The organism is Brenneria izbisi, assembly GCF_025840185.1.
Classification (GTDB): Bacteria; Pseudomonadota; Gammaproteobacteria; order Enterobacterales; family Enterobacteriaceae; genus Brenneria; species Brenneria izbisi.
This window is the reverse complement of record NZ_JAMPJU010000006.1, coordinates 99,075-115,225: the sequence shown is the minus strand read 5'-3', so window position 1 is coordinate 115,225 and position 16,151 is coordinate 99,075. Positions and strand designations below refer to the sequence as shown.

Below are 16,151 nucleotides of genomic sequence, written 5' to 3'. Positions count from 1 at the left end.
AGGCTGCGGCGCGGCGGCGAACCGGAGAAAAGCCATGCCACGCCGCAATGGGATCAGGCCGCCATCTCCTCGTCGCCCTGCCGCCAGACACATTGGCCGTTTACCCAGGTAGCGGCAATATTGCGCTCGTCGCCCAGCGTCATCAGGATAAACAACCGTTCAAAAATGGTCTGGCTGTTAGCCTGACGCAATCGCTGCAATGGCGTCGCCGCCGGATCAAGCACTACGAAATCGGCCTCTTTGCCGCTAGTAAAGTTGCCGACCACCGTATCCAGATCCAGCGCTCTGGCGCCGCCGAGCGTGGCGTGATAAAGCGCTTCACAGGCGGACAGGGAATAATGCTGCAACTGGCCCACCTTGTAGGCTTCTCCCAGCGTTTTCAACATGCTGAACGTGGTTCCCGCGCCGACATCCGTCCCCATGCCCATCAATACCGATTTATCCCAGCAGGTTTGCAGCCGGAATAAGCCGCTGCCCAAAAACAGGTTGGAGGTAGGGCAAAACGCGATCGATGACCGGGTGTGGCTCAGGCGATCCCACTCGTGTTCCTCAAGATGCACACAGTGAGCAAACACGCTGCGCCGCCCGGTCAGATGATAGTGATCGTATACATCCAGATAACCGTTATGTTCAGGATACAGGGATTTGACCCAGGCGATTTCCTGCTGGTTTTCACTCAGATGCGTATGCATCCAGACATCAGGAAACTCTTCACGCAGACGCTGAACGGCGGATAACAATTCAGGCGACGAAGTGGGGGCGAAACGTGGCGTCAGGGCATAACCCAGGCGACCGCGCTTATGCCAGCGCAGGATCAGTTCCCGCGTCCGTTGATAGCTGTCCGCCGGGGTTTCGATCAATTCATCCGGCGCGTTCTGATCCATCATGACTTTGCCGGCGATCAACCGCATCTCCAACTGTTGCGCCGCGCCGAACAACGCTTCCACCGACTCAGGATGCACCGTACCGAAAACCAGTGCGGTGGTGGTGCCGTTACTGAGCAACTGCCGTAGAAAAAACGCCGACATCCGCGCCGCGTGATGCGGACAACCATACTGGCTTTCCGCCGGAAAGGTGTAACGCTGCAACCATTCGAGCAACTGCTCGCCGTAAGCGCCGATAATTTCAGTTTGCGGATAATGAATATGAGTATCGATAAACCCAGGAACAATAATTTTTCCACGGTAATCAATAAATTCCTGCCCATCATCAAGCTGTTTTTCTCCCTCATGCCACGGCGTCAGACTGAGAATTTTGCCTGCATTAATCAATAACAATCCATCTTCAAGGTAACGCGCCTGACGGACAATCTGCGCCGGGTTTTGCGCTGGCCCGGTAATATCAAAAAAACTGCCTCGTATGGCCTGCGTATAGGTCGCCGACATGTTCATCCCCTGTTGCTGATCCTACTCATGATGTATCTATTAACAATTAATTAGCAATTGCCGTACCACAATTAAAATTTAAAAAAAGTGAAAATTTAAAACAGATACGGTTAAAAAAATAAACGCTACCGGTGCGGCGAACAGGCACAACTTTTGCTTAATTTTTGGGTAAATCGCTATGGCACATCTGCCCTGGTCCATCCGCTCTGGCACCTCGACGCACGGCGGTGCAGGCCAACTGACAACAAAAAGGGGAAAACCTGAATGATCGGACTGTTTGCTCATGCGGCTGAGTTGGAAAAGAACAACCTCAGTTTCGCGTTTATTCAGATTATCGAGAGTCGCGGTTCCACGCCTCGCCATGCCGCCGGAATGATCGTGGATGATCAGGGAAATATGACGGGCACCATCGGTGGGGGCATGATGGAAAGACTGGTGCTGGAACAGGCGCTGCAAGCGCTGGCACAAGGCGAGTCGCGCGTCTTTCAGGGACGTATGGCCCGACAAGGGGAAGGCGCCATTGGTTCGGACTGCGGCGGGGCGATGACTGTACATATCGCGGTGCATCTGCACCGGCCTGAGTTGATCCTGGTTGGCGGCGGCCACGTCAACCGGGCGATTGCGCAGGCAGCCGCCCCGCTGGGGTTTCGTATTACGGTACTGGATATCTGGCCGGGTAATCTGGACCCTGCGCAATTACCGCCCCAATGCCGACGCATTCACGCCGATACCTTCACCCTGGCCATTGACGAACTACAGTTGAATGACAACTGCTTCGTGATTATCGCCACCAACAATCAGGATCGGGAAGCGCTGACCCGGCTTATCCCTACTCAGGTTGCTTATCTGGGTTTGCTCGCCAGCCGACGCAAAGTGCAGACGCTAAAAGCCGCGCTGCGCAAGCAAGGCGTTAGCGAAGAGACGATCACTCAGTTGCGCTCGCCTATCGGATTGGATATCGGCGCGGAAACACCGGAGGAGATCGCCATCAGCGTCCTGGCCGAACTGTTGCAGGTGAAAAATCGCACTCACGGGCAATCCATGAATGTGGTGGATAAAATCGCTATCCCGCTGAATGCCGCGTCCGGCGAAAACTAATCGCTTACGCCGACGCGCCCCGACTGATGCGCCTGCAATTGAGCTTACTGACATGGCGCGTCCATATTCCAGTTAATGGCGGGGTCATCCACCGGCACCAGTCGGGCGCCGTAATCCTGAATAAGCTGCCTGAGCGAAACGTCCCCCGCGGTGTGCGCCGATCGCCGTTGATTGTCAGATTTGGTTCATGTTTTTCCCTTAACCGCCGCGAACGCCTTGCCGCCCGCAGCGGCTTAGCGATGCGCCCAATGCGTCATGCGCTTTTCGATAAATGCGAACAGTTCATACATCACCACGCCCATGGCGCCGATCACCAGCAACCCGGCGAACACCAGCGCCATATTCATGGTGGAACTGGCGGACATCATCAGATAGCCGATACCCAGATTGGAGGCCACCGTCTCCGAGATCACCGAACCGACAAACGCCAGTGTAATCGCCACTTTCAACGAGGCGAAAAAGTACGGCAGCGCTCGCGGCAAGCCGACTTTCTTCAGTATGTCGAAACGCGAGGCGCCCAGCGAACGCAGCACGTCTTGTAGCTCCGGCTCCACCGTCGCCAGCCCGGTCGCCACGTTGACCACAATCGGAAAAAACGAGATCAGAAACGCAGTGGCGATGGCTGGAATGGTGCCGATGCCGAACCACACCACCAGCACAGGCACAAAGGCGACTTTAGGGATCGAGTTGAATCCCACCAGAATGGGATACAGCGAACGATAGACCAGCGAGGACGCGCCAACCGCAATGCCCAGTAGCAGACCGATCACAATCGATAGCGCAAACCCCGCCAGCGTGGTGTACAGCGTTTGTAATGAGTGAGTCATGATCGGACGCCAGTCGGCCACCAGCGCGACCGCCACCTGCGTCACCGACGGAAACAGGTATTCAGGAATGCTGAACGCCGTCACAATCATCTGCCACAGCAGCACAATGAACAGCAAAAGCAACCAGGGGGCCAGCTTCATCAGGGTTGAATGGGAAACACGAGCCATGGATAAACGCCTTTATTGCGAAGAACGCACGGAAGAGATATGCCCGCGCAGCGCCAGCACATGGGCTGAGAAGGCATCAGTGAAGGTGACGTCGATTTGCCGGGGACGCGGCAGATCGATAGTACGGCGGCTGACGATCTGTCCTGGCCGGGTGCTCATCACATATACTGTATCGGCCAGAAATACCGCCTCCCGCAGATCATGCGTCACCAGCACCACGGTAAACGGCGAGTCCTGCCACAGATCGCGCACCATGCACCACAGTTCCTCACGGGTGAAGGCGTCCAGCGCGCCGAATGGTTCGTCGAGCATCAGCAGTCGCGGTTTGTGGATCAGCGCCCGACAAATAGAGGCGCGTTGCTGCATGCCGCCGGACAGTTCCCAGGGATATTTGTCCTCGCATCCCGCCAGGCCCACGCACGCCAGCAACGCACGCGCCTGTTCTTCGTACGCCTTGCGTTGGCGGCGCAACGTACTGCGGAATGGCTCAACAATTTCCATCGGCAGCATGATGTTCTGTAAGGTGGTGCGCCACGGCAACAGATTGGACGCCTGAAACGCCATGCCCACCCCTTTCTGCGGCCCTTTCACCTCGCGATTGTTGACAAAAACATAGCCTTGCGTGGGGGAAATCAGACCTGACGTCAATTTCATAAAAGTGGATTTACCACAGCCAGATGGCCCGACCAGCGCTACAAACTCGTTTTCATTAATCTGGAAATTAATGTCTTTAATCGCCAGTTGACCATCGGCGTTGTAAGCCAGGCTGACATTATCAAATTTCACGAAGCTCATCTGGTTCCCTCTCCGTTAACCACGGTTAAACATTACGGATTACGGCAACGTGCGTTCAGCCAACGCGGGCAGCATCTCGTTGGTAAACAATGTGGTGCTGTCCGGGGCGTTTTTCAGACCGAAAGCGTCAACAAGGGTGGTAATGGATTGCCGCATCCGCGCCGGGTCCACATCGCCCAGCCCCAGTCGACGGCTTTCCGGCGTGATGATCAGCTTATCGATCACCAGCTTCAGACGGCGGCTTTCCAGCGCGACATTGATCAGTTGATCCTTCTGCTTGACGAACTGCACCGCGGCTTCTGGATCGGCCAGCGTCTCTTTCAGCGCTCTGTTCAGCGCGCGCAGGAATCCTTTTACCGCCTCAGGATGGTTATCCAGCATGTTTTTGCTGGCGATCACAGTATTGCCGTACAGGTTCACGCCGTAGTCGGCATAGGGAAAGATCACCAGATCGCTCTCTTTCAGCCCACGGGCCTCCAGATTCAGCAGACCGGTGAAAAAGAAGTTGGCGATGCCGTCCACGTTGCGCCGCACCAGCATGTTGGCGCTGACGGTGGAATCCACCGTTTGCCAGGTGACATCGTCCTTATTGATACCGGCCTTTTGCGCCAGCGCGGGCCAGGACTTGCGTGAGGCTTCGAACACCGGCGCCGCCAGCGTCTTGCCGCGAAGCTGTTCCGGCGTGGTGATGCCTGAACTTTTCAATACGAAAATGGCGGCGGGCGTGGAGTTGTAGAGCATATACACGCCTTTGATCCCCATGCCCGGATGCTGTGATTCCTGCTCGACCAGCGAGTTGAAATCAGCAAAAGCCATGTCATAAGCGCCGGTGGCGACGCGAGTGACGGCGCCGGACGAACCATTGCCGGAATCAATCGTCACATCCAATCCTTCATCACGGAAATAGCCCTTGGCCTGCGCCATGAGAAACGGCGCGGAAGGGCCTTCAAAACGCCAGTCGAGAGAAAATTTGACCTTTACCGGTTCGGCGGCATTGGCAGTCAGCGACAGAGCGGCGGCGGCGAACACAGCCGCGCGATACAGTTGAGACAGCGAGTGAAACCAGGGGATCAGCATCGTTTTACTTTCCTTTTGTCAGGGTCATGTCGGGCAGCCGACAGCTGGCTATGGATAACGATTGGCACAACATTTTCAGAAAAACATAAAAACCAAAACAACTGTGCCAAATAAAACAACATCGATACCAGGTCGCCATCATCGGGTTATATTTATTAATTCTTTGATATGAAATATAAAACTCATTTCATCGTCGGCAACGATAGCGCTGAACCGTTCACCGGACGTCTCATTCTGGTGCGCCGATACAGTGCAACGGCGTGGTGATCCTCTGCCGTTGCTCCTGTTGAGACAGCCTATGATCGCATCGCTTCAATCGCTGCCAATACCCGTTCCGGCGTGGCGGGCGCATCCAGCCGCACCGCTTTCCCGTGTGGCCCGGCCACCGCGTCGCCTAACGCGCACCATACCGCAATCGCCAGCATAAACGGCGGCTCCCCCACCGCTTTGGAGTGAAACACGGTTTGTTTCGGGTTGGCCCGGTTCTCCACCAGACGGACATTGAAACGCATTGGCCTGTCGCCGAACGTGGGGATCTTGTAGCTGGCGGGGCCGTCGGTCAGCAGACGGCCCTCGTCGTTCCATACCAGTTCTTCGCTGGTCAGCCAGCCCATGCCTTGCACAAAACCGCCCTCCACCTGGCCGATGTCGATAGCCGGATTCAGCGAGGCGCCGACGTCATGCAGGATATCCACCTGAGTCACCCGGTATTCGCCGGTTAAGGTATCCACCACCACTTCGGCGCACGCCATGCCGTAAGCGAAATAGTAGAACGGGCTGCCGTGCGCGTTGCTACGGTCGTAGTGCACTGTAGGCGTGGAATAATAACCCTGGCTGGCCAGCGACACCTGACGGAAATGCGCCAGTTTCGCCACCTCTGCCAGCGTCATCAGCCGTTCACCGGCGCGCGCCAGTCCGTTATTAAAGTCGATGTCGCTGGCGGTCAGGCCATACTCGCGGCACAGCAGATCCACCAGCCGTTGTTTCAAGGTCAACGCCGCCTGTTCCGCCGCTTTGCCGTTAAGGTCGGTGCCGGAAGAGGCGGCGGTAGGCGAGGTATTAGGCACCTTGCCGGTACTGGTGGCGGTGATGCGGATATTCTCCGGCGACACGCCCAATACGCTGGCCACCACCTGGATGACCTTGGTATGCAGCCCTTGTCCCATTTCGGTGCCGCCGTGGTTGAGTTGCAGGGTGCCGTCGGTATACATCAGCAGCAGCGCGCCGGCCTGATTGAGAAAGCTGGCGGTAAAGGAGATGCCGAATTTGACCGGCGTTAGCGCCAGCCCGCGGCGCAGCACCGGATCGGCGCGGTTCCAGGCGTCAATCTCCGCCCGTCGCTGCGCGTACTGCGCGCTGCGACACAACTGTTCGGTCATCTCTTCCAGCAGGTTGTCTTCCACCTGCTGGCCGTAATGGGTAACGTTACGCTGCGGATCGCGGTAATAATTTAGCCGACGCACCGCGAGCGCATCCCGTCCGCGCTCGCGGGCGATAGCATCCATGATATTTTCGATGGCCATCATTCCCTGCGGCCCGCCGAAACCGCGAAACGCAGTATTAGACGCGGTATGGGTGCGGCAGCGATAACCGGTGATGATCACATCACTCAGGTAGTAAGCGTTGTCGGCATGAAACATGGCGCGATCGACAATCGATCCCGACAGATCCGCCGAGTGACCGCAATTGGCGATCAAATCCAGTTTCAGGGCCAGCAGCAGGCCCTGATCGTCGTAGCCCACCTGATAACGCACCAGAAACGGATGCCGTTTGCCGGTCATCAGCATGTCGTCGCGCCGATTGAGCCGCATGCGCGCCATGCGCCCGGTAATACGGGCCGCCACCGCGCACAAACAAGCGATGCCCGCCGCCTGGGTTTCTTTGCCGCCGAAACCGCCGCCCATGCGCCGCGTGTCCACCGTAACGTCATGCTGATGCAGCCCCAGCACCGACGCCACCAGCTTCTGCACCTCGGTGGGATTCTGGGTCGAACTGTACACCAGCATGCCGTTTTCTTCCGGCGCCACCATCGCCGCCTGTCCTTCCAGATAAAAATGCTCCTGTCCGCCAATATGCAGCCGTCCCGTCAACCGGTGCGTCGCCGCGGCCAGCGCCGCGTCAGCATCGCCGCGCCGGTGCTGGTGCGGTTGATCGACGAATTCGCCACGCGCCAGCGCTTCCTCAACATCCAGCAGGGCGGGCAACGGCTGATAGTCGATCACCGCGGCAGCGGCGGCACGGCGGGCGGTGTCCTCATCAATGGCGGCCACCACCAGCACCACTTGCCCCAGATAGGTCACTTCGTCACGCGCCAGCAGCGGATCGCCAGGCACCAACGGGCCGACGTCCAACTCGCCCGGCACGTCCTGCCAGGTGATCACTTTCTCGACGCCGGGGATGCGATAGCAAGGGGCGATATCGATGCCGAGGATGCGGGCATGCGCGTGTTCGCTCAGTCGGGGCGCCAGATGCAGAGCGCCAGCCATTCCCGGCCTGTCGTCGATGTACAACGCCTCGCCGCTCACATGGCGTTCAGCGCTCTCATGGGGCAGCGATTTGCCGACCTGACCAACGGCAGGTTCGGTAAACCGTTGCCGGCGATCATCAACCTCAGGGCCGAAAGACGTTTCAGACATAGTCATCAACCTCCAGTTGCGCCGCCGACAGGTGGCTGGATAAGGCAAAACGGCGCAGCAGATTCTGCGCCACCCGCAGCCGATAGTGGCTGCTGGCGCGCAGATCGCTGATCGGCGCGAAATCCTGAGCCAGCGCCTGCGCCGCATCCGCCAGCGCCGAGGCATCCATCCGCCGTCCCAGCAACGCGGCTTCGGCGCCCGCCGCTCGTGCCGGGATCGCCGCCATGCCGCCGTAGGCCAGCCGCACGCTCGCCACCTGCTCGTCGCACAACTCCAGCAGACAAGCGGCAAACACTGCGGAAATATCGTCCTCTCGCCGCTTGGATACTTTAGCGATCAGCAGCCGCTGCGTCGTCGCCGGACGCGGGATGACAATCTGACGAATATATTCGCCCGGCTGTAACGCAGTCTGGCGGTAACTCAAAAAGAATTGCTCCAGCGGGAGTTCCCGCTCCTGCCCACGGCAACGCAGCCGCAGCCGGGCGCCCAATGCCAGCAGCGTCGGCGCGCCATCGCCGATAGGAGAAGCGTTGGCAAGGTTGCCGCCCAGCGTGCCGCGGTTACGGATCTGGCGCGAGGCAAAGCGGGTCAGCATCTTGCTGAACGCAGGCAGATGAGATTGTAGAAAGGTTTCACAGTCACTCAGCGTCACCGCCGCGCCAATCAGCAAACTGTCTGGTCTGGCTTCCTGCGTATGCAGTTCCGCCACCTGACTGATATCAATCAAGTGCGATAAGACGCGTCGATGTTGAGTTATCTCCAGCGCCAGATCGGTGCCGCCCGCCATCAGGCGGGCGTCGGGCGCGCCGGCGATAGCGGCATCCAACTGCGCCAGATCCGTCGGGATCTGACAGTGATGGCCCGCGCCGGTGAGCGTTGCCGGCCCTGCAATCGCCCGCAGTCTGGCGACGGTTTGCCGCTCATCCTGACTGAAACTATCAGCCAGCGCGCGATCGCATTCGCGCGCGGCATCGGCAATCGGCCGGTAACCGGTACAACGGCACAGGTTGCCGCTCAACGCCTGGCTGTGACGCGCCTCCGCTTCCGGGTGCTTGTGCAGGGCAAATAACGACATGACGATGCCCGGCGTACAGAAGCCGCACTGCGAGGCATGATGCTTCACCAGCGCCTGTTGCACCGGATGCAGTTGTCCCTGTTGACGAAGATCTTCCACGGTCAGCAACTGCCTGCCATGCAGCGCGGACAATAATGTCAGGCAGGCGTTGATGCTGCGATACCGCAGCCGATCATCCTCTACCTCCGCCACGACGACGGTACAGGCCCCGCAATCACCGGACGCGCAGCCCTCTTTAGTGCCGGTACGCCCTCGTTGTAGGCGCAAGTAGTTGAGTACGGTGGTATTCGGATCAACGGATGTTTCGCTGACCAGCGTCGATCCAAGCAGGAATTCAATCATTGGTTCTCCTGTCTAACGTCACTCCGGTCGACGGGCCGGTAATTGGTGACAGCGGCATGGCGCACGCAGCCGCACCGATAAAGGAACCACACCGTCAGCCCAACGGACCGCCGACGATGGTGTCATACAGACCGGCCATAATGTGCTCGCCCGTTTCGCTGCGCAGCGAGTCATACCACGCCTGGGTGTGCGGCCAGGATTTGCCGTGGGTGATATCGCAACGTTTGCGCGCCTTTAGCACCAGATCCGTCACCCGCGGCAGACGTCGCGCCTGATACCGCGCCAGCGCATCCTCTATCCCCAGCGAATGGGTTTGCAACGTCATGGCCAGCACCACCGCATCCTCCATCGCCGCGCAGCCGCCCTGCCCGATATCCGGCGTAGTGCTGTGCGCGGCATCCCCCAGCAGCGCGACCCGGCCTCGCACCAGCGGGCTGAACGGTTCAATATCGTGGATCTCTATCCGGTTGGTGGTCTGCGGCTCCAGCGTGGCAATCAGCCGCTGCACGCGATCGTCCCAGCCTGCGAAATAGCGTTGCAGATCGGCACGCAGCGTGGAGCGATCCTCCGGCAAGCCTTTGGGCAGCGGTACGTCAAAGAAGAAGTAGAAGCGGCCATCCGCCACCGGCATCAGCGACACGCGTTTGCCCTCGCCGACGAAGGTAGTCCATTGCTGGGTCGGCGCCAGCGTTTCATCCGCCGTCACCAGACCGTTCCAGTTGACATAGCCGGCATAGCGGCGTTCCGGGGCGTAACCCAGCACGTAAGGACGCACCGCCGAATGGGTGCCGTCGGCGGCGATCAGGAAGTCGCCATATGCCTCGCCGCCATCGGTGAATCCAATGCGCACGCCGTTGTCATCCGCCTGCACCTGATTCAACCGCTTACCGAACGCCACGCGCGACTCTCCCCAGAACGCCAGCATGTGCTGTTGCAGTTCCGCCCGCGCCACCGGATAGGGGCGCTCTCCCACCCGCTCTACCAACGGCTCCAGACTAAAGCGCGTTAGATCATCGCCGCTGCGGAAATCGCAATAGGCCATGCTGTTCATCAGCCCGCCGTGGCGTCGCATCATGTCGCCCATTCCCAGGTAGTTCATGCATTTCACGCCGTTAGGCCACACCGATATCGCCGCGCCCGCCGGTCTGATGGCCTCTACAGCTTCAAATACCTCGCAGTCGATGCCAATATTGCGTAGCGCGACGGCGGCGGACAAACCGCCGATCCCCGCGCCAATCACCAAGGCTTTCATATCGCTCTCCATCAGATGCTCTCTTCAAGCCAGCAATTTGCATACCAACCCCGGTGATCACTCTGAATACAAGGGAGATAGGCGCAACGCGCCACAATGCTAATGCCCGTTCGCACTATTTTTGTGCAAAAAAGCGGAAATTTGCGCTAAAAGTGAAATTAATGTTGCTTGTTGGCTCAGAGATAAACCTTTTGTTGCATGACCGGCGAAGTAACCTGGCAGCATTTTTAAACGGCCATTATCGGCGTGGCATATGAATTGCTACACGTTTACAGTAAACCATAATGACATCGGCACACAGGAGCAGTCCTATTGTGATAACACTCGACCATTTCAATCAGATCGAGGCGGCGCAGGCCACGGCGCTGTTGTCTCCGTGCGTCGCGTTGCCCGACTGGGCGGCGCGCGTGGTTTCCGGTCGTCCCTATCCTGACCGGGCCGCATTGCTGGCCGCCGCCGCCCAAGCCAGTGAGGGCTGGCGGATCGGCGATCTGGATCAGGCGCTGTCGGCGCACCCGCGTATCGGCGAGAAACCGCAGGGCGAGGCGGCGCACGCACGTCTGTCGCGTCAGGAACAGGCCGGAGTGACGCCAGCGCACAACGAGGCGCTTTTGGCGCTACAGGCAGGCAATGCCCGCTATGAAGCGACGTTCGGACGGGTTTTTTTAATTCGCGCCAGCGGGCGCAGCGCCGAAGAAATCTTGCAGGAATTACAGCGACGTTTGCAGAACAGCGAACAGCAGGAAATTCAGGAAGCGCTGGCGCAGTTACGCCAGATCACCTTATTGCGACTGGAAGGGATAGTACAACCATGAACACCATTACCACACATATTCTGGACACCGCTCTGGGCATGCCGGCGCAAGGGGTGACCGTGCGGCTGGAACAGTATCAGGCGCAGCGCTGGCGCGGCCTGATTGAGCGCCAGACCGATCAGGACGGACGCATCCGCGATTTGACGCCGACACCGCTGGCCGGCGGCCATTACCGACTGACCGCCGATATCGGCGCGTGGTTCGCCGCCCACCAGCGCGATACCCTGTATGTGATCGCCCAAATTGAATTCACGCTGCCCGATGACGGCGGTCATTATCATCTGCCGTTTTTGATCTCGCCGTGGTCGTGGTCCACCTATCGCGGCAGTTAAATCGTTCCGCCAACGAGGACTTACCGCTCCCGGACGACGGACAGCGCGTAACCGCTATTCGCGGGTGAGTAATTCCGCTTTCAGGCTATCACTCATCGGCCAGTTTAAATTGATGCCGCTACCTGGCAGCGGCTGGGTAAACCAGCGCGCATAGATGCTTTCCATGTCGGCGCTGTGAAAAATATGATTCAGCGCGGTATTAACGGCCTTTCTGAAAACGTCATCATCAAGTCGCACCATAAAACCATAAGACACCTGTTCACTCACCGGTTCGCTGGATAACGCATAATCCTGGGGATTGGGCGAGGCGGCGATCATGGTATGGAGCAGAATATCATCCATCGCAAAAGCGGACGCCTTTTCCTGACCAACCAACTCGAATGCCTTTTGCAGCGTATCGACCGCGATAATCGACAGATTCAGCTTTTTTTCCCGGTTCATCTGCGTGATCTGGCTGACGTTCACCGTACCCAGTGCGACGCTTACGCTCCTGCCGCGCAGATCGGCCAGCGTACGCAGGTTATTTTTCGCCAATGAGACATAGTAGGTGGTAACGAGAAAATGACTGCGGGTAAACGTCACGCGTCGACGACGCTCGGCATTGTTGGAGCTCGCCACGCATTCAATATCCATCATCCCGCTATTGAGTAACTGCACCCGGTTGCTGGGGGTACGAAAGACATATTCGATATTAATCCGTTGCAGCCCAAGCTGGACCCGCAACGATTGCGCCACCCGTTCACACAGTTCAATGGAGTAACCCATGACGCGCCCATTGGGGCCAATATAGGAAAAAGGCGGTGTAATGCCGTAACCAATGCGCAACGTTTGCGTTTGCCGAATTCGCTCCAGCGTTGAACCGGGTAATGATTCGGCTTGTGACAGGCCGCTTTGCGCGATAGCAAACAGCATAGAGAGAAAGATACGGTACAAGCGCCTGCCATGTTCTCGCATACGTCATTCTCCTTTAGTCCAGATACGCTGTCGGCTCGGTGAAAAAAGGTTTAAGGTGCGACGGCATCGGGAAATTCAGGTTTATGCCCTGTGGCGGGAGGGGAGCCAAAAACCATTTAGCGTAGATGTCATTAATTTCGCCGCTGGTAAAAATAGCGCGCAACGCGGTGTTCACCACCTCTTTGAAAGCCAGATCGCCCGGCGGGATTAAAATACCATAGGGCTCAGGCCGACTTAACGCCTCTTCTGAAATCACAAAATCATCAGGGTTGGGCGAAGACGCGATTAATCCGGCCAGCAAAATATCATCCATCACAAACGCCGAGGCTTTGCCGTTCGCCACCTGTACAAACGCTTCCTCATTGGTTTTTTTCAACACGACGGAAATATTGAGTTTCCTATGGAGATTCGTAGCGATCAGTTGCCCGACGTTAATCGTCCCGCTCACCGCCGACACGCTGCGTCCGGCCAAATCGCCAATACGGTTTATCCCCGTGCTTTTTTTCGCCACAAAACGCGTCGCCGTCACAAAATGAGGAAAGGAAAACTCGGCTATTTTGCGCCGTTCGGCGTTGTTGGTGGTCGCCGCGCATTCAAGATCGATCCCTTTGTTTCTGATAAGGGGAAAACGGGTCGCGGTCGACACCGGGACGAACTCGACATGGATCTCATCAAGTTTCAGATACGTTTTGACCTCATCAACAATCCGTAAACAGAGATCGACCGAATACCCCACCACCTTGTCGTCCACCACATAAGAAAAAGGCAATTCGTCGGCGCGGTGTCCGAGCTTTATCGTTTTGGTGGCCGTAATGGTCGCCAGCGCGCTGTCTGGCGGGATCGCCGCGCTGCCTGGTTGCCAGGGCAGCAAAGAGATGACCGCGATCATCGCGCCGGCCCTGATAACAGTGCGCCAACGGCGATACCACGCCGCGCCCACATCGGGACACCCCGTTTTTTGTCTCTGCATATTCTCCCTGCCCGCCCCCGATGGTTCAACTCTGGATGGTTCAACTCTGAATAGCGCGCACATCACGCGGTGTCGCAATACGGGTAATGGGTTGCGCGTCGCCGAAAAGCTCGCCTTGCATATACTGGCACCCGGCGTTGATTAGCCATTGCTGTTGCTGCTCGGTTTTCACCCCTTCCGCCGCGGCTTCCATTCCCAGGCGCTGCACCAGCCCGATAATCGTACTGACGATAATCCGGTTGGCGTCACGCTCGGTCAGACCCGCTATCAGTTCTTGATCCAGCTTCACTCGGGTAAACGGAAAGTCCGTCAGACAATTCAGCGAGGCATAACCTGTTCCCAAATCATCCAGCGCGACGCCGATCCCCAGTTCGCGGATCGCCTGCAACACCGGCAGAGCGATCTGCCGATCCAGCATCACGGATTCCGTCACTTCAATCTCCAGACGGGAAGGCGGCAAGCCGCTTTCCGCCAATGCATGCTCAATAATCGCTGTCAGCCCGGCGCGATTAAGCTGAACCATCGAGACGTTCACCGACACAAACTGGTCATCCATATACAGTGCGGCGTCAACGCAGGCACGCCGGATAATCCATTCGCCCAGCATGACGATCAGCCCGGATTTTTCCGCCAGAGTGATAAACGCATCCGGCTTTAGTAATCCATGTTCGGGATGACGCCAGCGAACCAATGCTTCATAACCGACGATGGTACGGTCGGCAAGGCACTGCGGCTGGTAATAAAGTTCAAATTCATCGCGTTCGATCCCACCCTCGATATCCCACTCATAGAGATGGCTGCGTAAATGAGGCATGGTCATGCCGCATTCAAAAAAGTGGTAATTCCCGCGTCCGTTATTTTTAGAGGTATAGAGGGCGAGATCGGCATTCTCCATCAGAACATGAGCGGTATCGCCATATAACGGCGCGCAGGCGATGCCAATACTGATTCCAACACGCAGTTCATTGCCAGCGTAATAAAACGGCAAGGAAATCTCTTTGATAATCTGTTCGGCCAGTTGGCGCGCTTCCAGCACCTGGTTGCGCCGTACCGACTGGATCACGGCGAACTCATCCCCTCCCAGTCTGGCGATAATATCATCGCTGCCAAGCAACACTGTGATGCGTGAGCTTACGGTGCTCAGCAGTTCATCGCCAGCCGCATGTCCGAACGTATCATTGACCGCTTTAAAGCGGTCGAGATCGAGCAACATCAGATTAAAATGCACGCCCTTCGACATCAGTTTCGCGATGGCGGTATCCAGCGCCAGACTGAAAAAGGTGCGGTTCGGCAAACCGGTCAGCGAGTCGTGGTGCGCCATATATTCCATTCTTTGCGCTGTTTCCTTTACCTGTTGCAGATATTCCCGCTCCACCACCGCCTGCCTCAGCTTTTCGATCGCCGCCGCCAGGCGACCAATTTCATCACTGCGATCCAGAAAAGGCGTGACGTTGCCGGTGTTATCCTGTGCGATACGGGCCAACGCCTGAATCAGCACCGGAACCGAATAGAAAAATTGTCTCACGGGGAAAATAACGATAAGGCTGGTGGCGATCAAAATCGCAAACAACGCCAGCAAAGAATTACGCAGTAGCGTATTGTGGGTTTTATACAGATCCGATTTCCCGCCGATGCTGCTCACAATGGCGCCAAGCATCGTGCCGGAGGGTGTGACGACCGGAAGAATACTGGCAAAGTACACCTGCCGCTCAAGGCGGATAAAGCCGGAGAACACATTCTGCAACGCCTGCGGCGTGATGGCTTTCCCGTATTCGGATTCGAGCATGATGCCGCCGGCAACGCCGTCCGCATTGGCGATACTGATAAACCCTGTGTCTTCGGCATAACGGAACAGCCAGACATCATTGCGCGTCTGGGTTGCCGCCAGCGCCAGAACATCGGCGGGGCTAAACCCCGTCTCAAGGATGTATTCGTCATCGCCCGGAAAACGATCGGTCACGATCCCGGTAATCTGCCCCATCTCGTTCATATCCACCGCAATCGAGGTGTAAATGCTGCGAATAATATAACTGGTGATATGGGCGTTCATTTTCGCCTGACGGTGCCACTGTTCCTGCGAGCTTCTGTCCACGATCATCCAGCCCGCCGCCGCGCCGATGGCATAAGAAAAAACAATGCCGATGACAATAAATAATGTGACTTTACCCAGGATTGAACCATACCCAAACCGCAGGCCCCGCGCAGGCGGCTCACCGTCATCCTTTATGTCCGCTACTTCCTTATTTAATCGAATTCGTGGCATGATCAGTCAAAAAACTTATATTGGTTATATCCAATTAGGAAAATAATCTAATAATTTCAATTAATTAAAGATTATTCGTTACAGAGAATAATTCTACAGAAGTTATATTAAACAACAGGTTTTGGTCGATAATAAAAACATTATCAGCGATCGTTAAAAAAC

At 57.1% G+C, this 16,151-nt stretch carries 13 protein-coding genes; 3 read left to right on the top strand and 10 right to left on the bottom strand.

The features are described from left to right. Window positions 1-53 precede the first annotated feature (53 nt). Window positions 54-1,385 (bottom strand): guanine deaminase, encoded by a 1,332-nt coding sequence (gene guaD, locus NC856_RS09990; protein ID WP_264090285.1) that lies wholly within the window; start codon window positions 1,383-1,385, stop codon window positions 54-56. A gap of 264 nt (window positions 1,386-1,649) precedes the next feature. On the opposite strand from guaD, the gene NC856_RS09985 reads away from it, so the two are divergent. Continuing rightward, window positions 1,650-2,483: an XdhC family protein gene (locus tag NC856_RS09985; RefSeq protein WP_264090284.1), complete on the top strand. Its 834-nt coding sequence runs from the start codon at window positions 1,650-1,652 to the stop codon at window positions 2,481-2,483. A gap of 233 nt (window positions 2,484-2,716) precedes the next feature. Here the strand turns inward: NC856_RS09985 and NC856_RS09980 are convergent, their stop codons facing one another. From NC856_RS09980 to hpxO, 6 genes are all read right to left on the bottom strand, one after another. Beyond that, a complete protein-coding gene (locus NC856_RS09980; protein WP_264090283.1) occupies window positions 2,717-3,478 on the bottom strand; it encodes an ABC transporter permease in 762 nt (253 codons plus the stop codon). A 12-nt stretch (window positions 3,479-3,490) separates the two neighbouring features. After that, entirely contained in the window at window positions 3,491-4,273 is a 783-nt protein-coding gene (locus NC856_RS09975; RefSeq protein WP_264090282.1) for an ABC transporter ATP-binding protein, read from the bottom strand. A 39-nt stretch (window positions 4,274-4,312) separates the two neighbouring features. Further along, window positions 4,313-5,350: an ABC transporter substrate-binding protein gene (locus tag NC856_RS09970; RefSeq protein ID WP_264090281.1), complete on the bottom strand. Its 1,038-nt coding sequence runs from the start codon at window positions 5,348-5,350 to the stop codon at window positions 4,313-4,315. Between the two features lie 296 nt (window positions 5,351-5,646). Further along, window positions 5,647-7,986, bottom strand: a complete 2,340-nt coding sequence (xdhB, locus tag NC856_RS09965) for a xanthine dehydrogenase molybdopterin binding subunit (protein ID WP_264090280.1) — start codon at window positions 7,984-7,986, stop codon at window positions 5,647-5,649. Next, on the bottom strand, window positions 7,979-9,403 hold the full coding sequence (xdhA, locus tag NC856_RS09960) for a xanthine dehydrogenase small subunit (RefSeq protein ID WP_264090279.1): 1,425 nt from the start codon (window positions 9,401-9,403) through the stop codon (window positions 7,979-7,981). The genes xdhB and xdhA overlap by 8 nt, the downstream gene beginning before the upstream one ends. Window positions 9,404-9,497: 94 nt before the next feature. Beyond that, window positions 9,498-10,655, bottom strand: coding sequence for an FAD-dependent urate hydroxylase HpxO (gene hpxO / locus NC856_RS09955; protein ID WP_264090278.1), 1,158 nt, complete (start codon window positions 10,653-10,655; stop codon window positions 9,498-9,500). Between the two features lie 314 nt (window positions 10,656-10,969). Here hpxO and uraD point away from each other — a divergent pair, with 314 nt between their 5' ends. Together uraD and uraH are read left to right on the top strand one after the other, a co-directional pair. Continuing rightward, window positions 10,970-11,470: a 2-oxo-4-hydroxy-4-carboxy-5-ureidoimidazoline decarboxylase gene (gene uraD / locus NC856_RS09950; RefSeq protein ID WP_264090277.1), complete on the top strand. Its 501-nt coding sequence runs from the start codon at window positions 10,970-10,972 to the stop codon at window positions 11,468-11,470. After that, window positions 11,467-11,802 carry a hydroxyisourate hydrolase gene (uraH, locus tag NC856_RS09945; protein ID WP_264090276.1) on the top strand — a complete coding sequence of 112 codons (336 nt, stop codon included), beginning with the start codon at window positions 11,467-11,469 and terminating at the stop codon, window positions 11,800-11,802. The genes uraD and uraH overlap by 4 nt, the downstream gene beginning before the upstream one ends. Before the next feature lie 54 nt (window positions 11,803-11,856). Here the strand turns inward: uraH and NC856_RS09940 are convergent, their stop codons facing one another. Genes NC856_RS09940 through NC856_RS09930 form a run of 3 tightly spaced genes read right to left on the bottom strand, consistent with a single transcriptional unit; the run spans window position 11,857 to window position 15,989 of the window. Next, window positions 11,857-12,756: an amino acid ABC transporter substrate-binding protein gene (locus NC856_RS09940; RefSeq protein ID WP_264090275.1), complete on the bottom strand. Its 900-nt coding sequence runs from the start codon at window positions 12,754-12,756 to the stop codon at window positions 11,857-11,859. 13 nt (window positions 12,757-12,769) lie between these two features. Continuing rightward, window positions 12,770-13,726, bottom strand: a complete 957-nt coding sequence (locus NC856_RS09935; protein ID WP_264090274.1) for an amino acid ABC transporter substrate-binding protein — start codon at window positions 13,724-13,726, stop codon at window positions 12,770-12,772. A gap of 40 nt (window positions 13,727-13,766) precedes the next feature. After that, a complete protein-coding gene (locus NC856_RS09930) occupies window positions 13,767-15,989 on the bottom strand; it encodes an EAL domain-containing protein (protein WP_264090273.1) in 2,223 nt (740 codons plus the stop codon). Window positions 15,990-16,151: the final 162 nt, after the last annotated feature.

Bases quoted from the DNA above. Each gene is read 5' to 3' on its own strand.
- guaD (WP_264090285.1), bottom strand. From the start codon at position 1,385: ATGTCGGCGACCTATACGCAGGCCATACGAGGCAGTTTTTTTGATATT.
- NC856_RS09985 (WP_264090284.1), top strand. From the start codon at position 1,650: ATGATCGGACTGTTTGCTCATGCGGCTGAGTTGGAAAAGAACAACCTC.
- NC856_RS09980 (WP_264090283.1), bottom strand. From the start codon at position 3,478: ATGGCTCGTGTTTCCCATTCAACCCTGATGAAGCTGGCCCCCTGGTTG.
- NC856_RS09975 (WP_264090282.1), bottom strand. From the start codon at position 4,273: ATGAGCTTCGTGAAATTTGATAATGTCAGCCTGGCTTACAACGCCGAT.
- NC856_RS09970 (WP_264090281.1), bottom strand. From the start codon at position 5,350: ATGCTGATCCCCTGGTTTCACTCGCTGTCTCAACTGTATCGCGCGGCT.
- xdhB (WP_264090280.1), bottom strand. From the start codon at position 7,986: ATGTCTGAAACGTCTTTCGGCCCTGAGGTTGATGATCGCCGGCAACGG.
- xdhA (WP_264090279.1), bottom strand. From the start codon at position 9,403: ATGATTGAATTCCTGCTTGGATCGACGCTGGTCAGCGAAACATCCGTT.
- hpxO (WP_264090278.1), bottom strand. From the start codon at position 10,655: ATGAAAGCCTTGGTGATTGGCGCGGGGATCGGCGGTTTGTCCGCCGCC.
- uraH (WP_264090276.1), top strand. From the start codon at position 11,467: ATGAACACCATTACCACACATATTCTGGACACCGCTCTGGGCATGCCG.
- NC856_RS09940 (WP_264090275.1), bottom strand. From the start codon at position 12,756: ATGCGAGAACATGGCAGGCGCTTGTACCGTATCTTTCTCTCTATGCTG.
- NC856_RS09935 (WP_264090274.1), bottom strand. From the start codon at position 13,726: ATGCAGAGACAAAAAACGGGGTGTCCCGATGTGGGCGCGGCGTGGTAT.
- NC856_RS09930 (WP_264090273.1), bottom strand. From the start codon at position 15,989: ATGCCACGAATTCGATTAAATAAGGAAGTAGCGGACATAAAGGATGAC.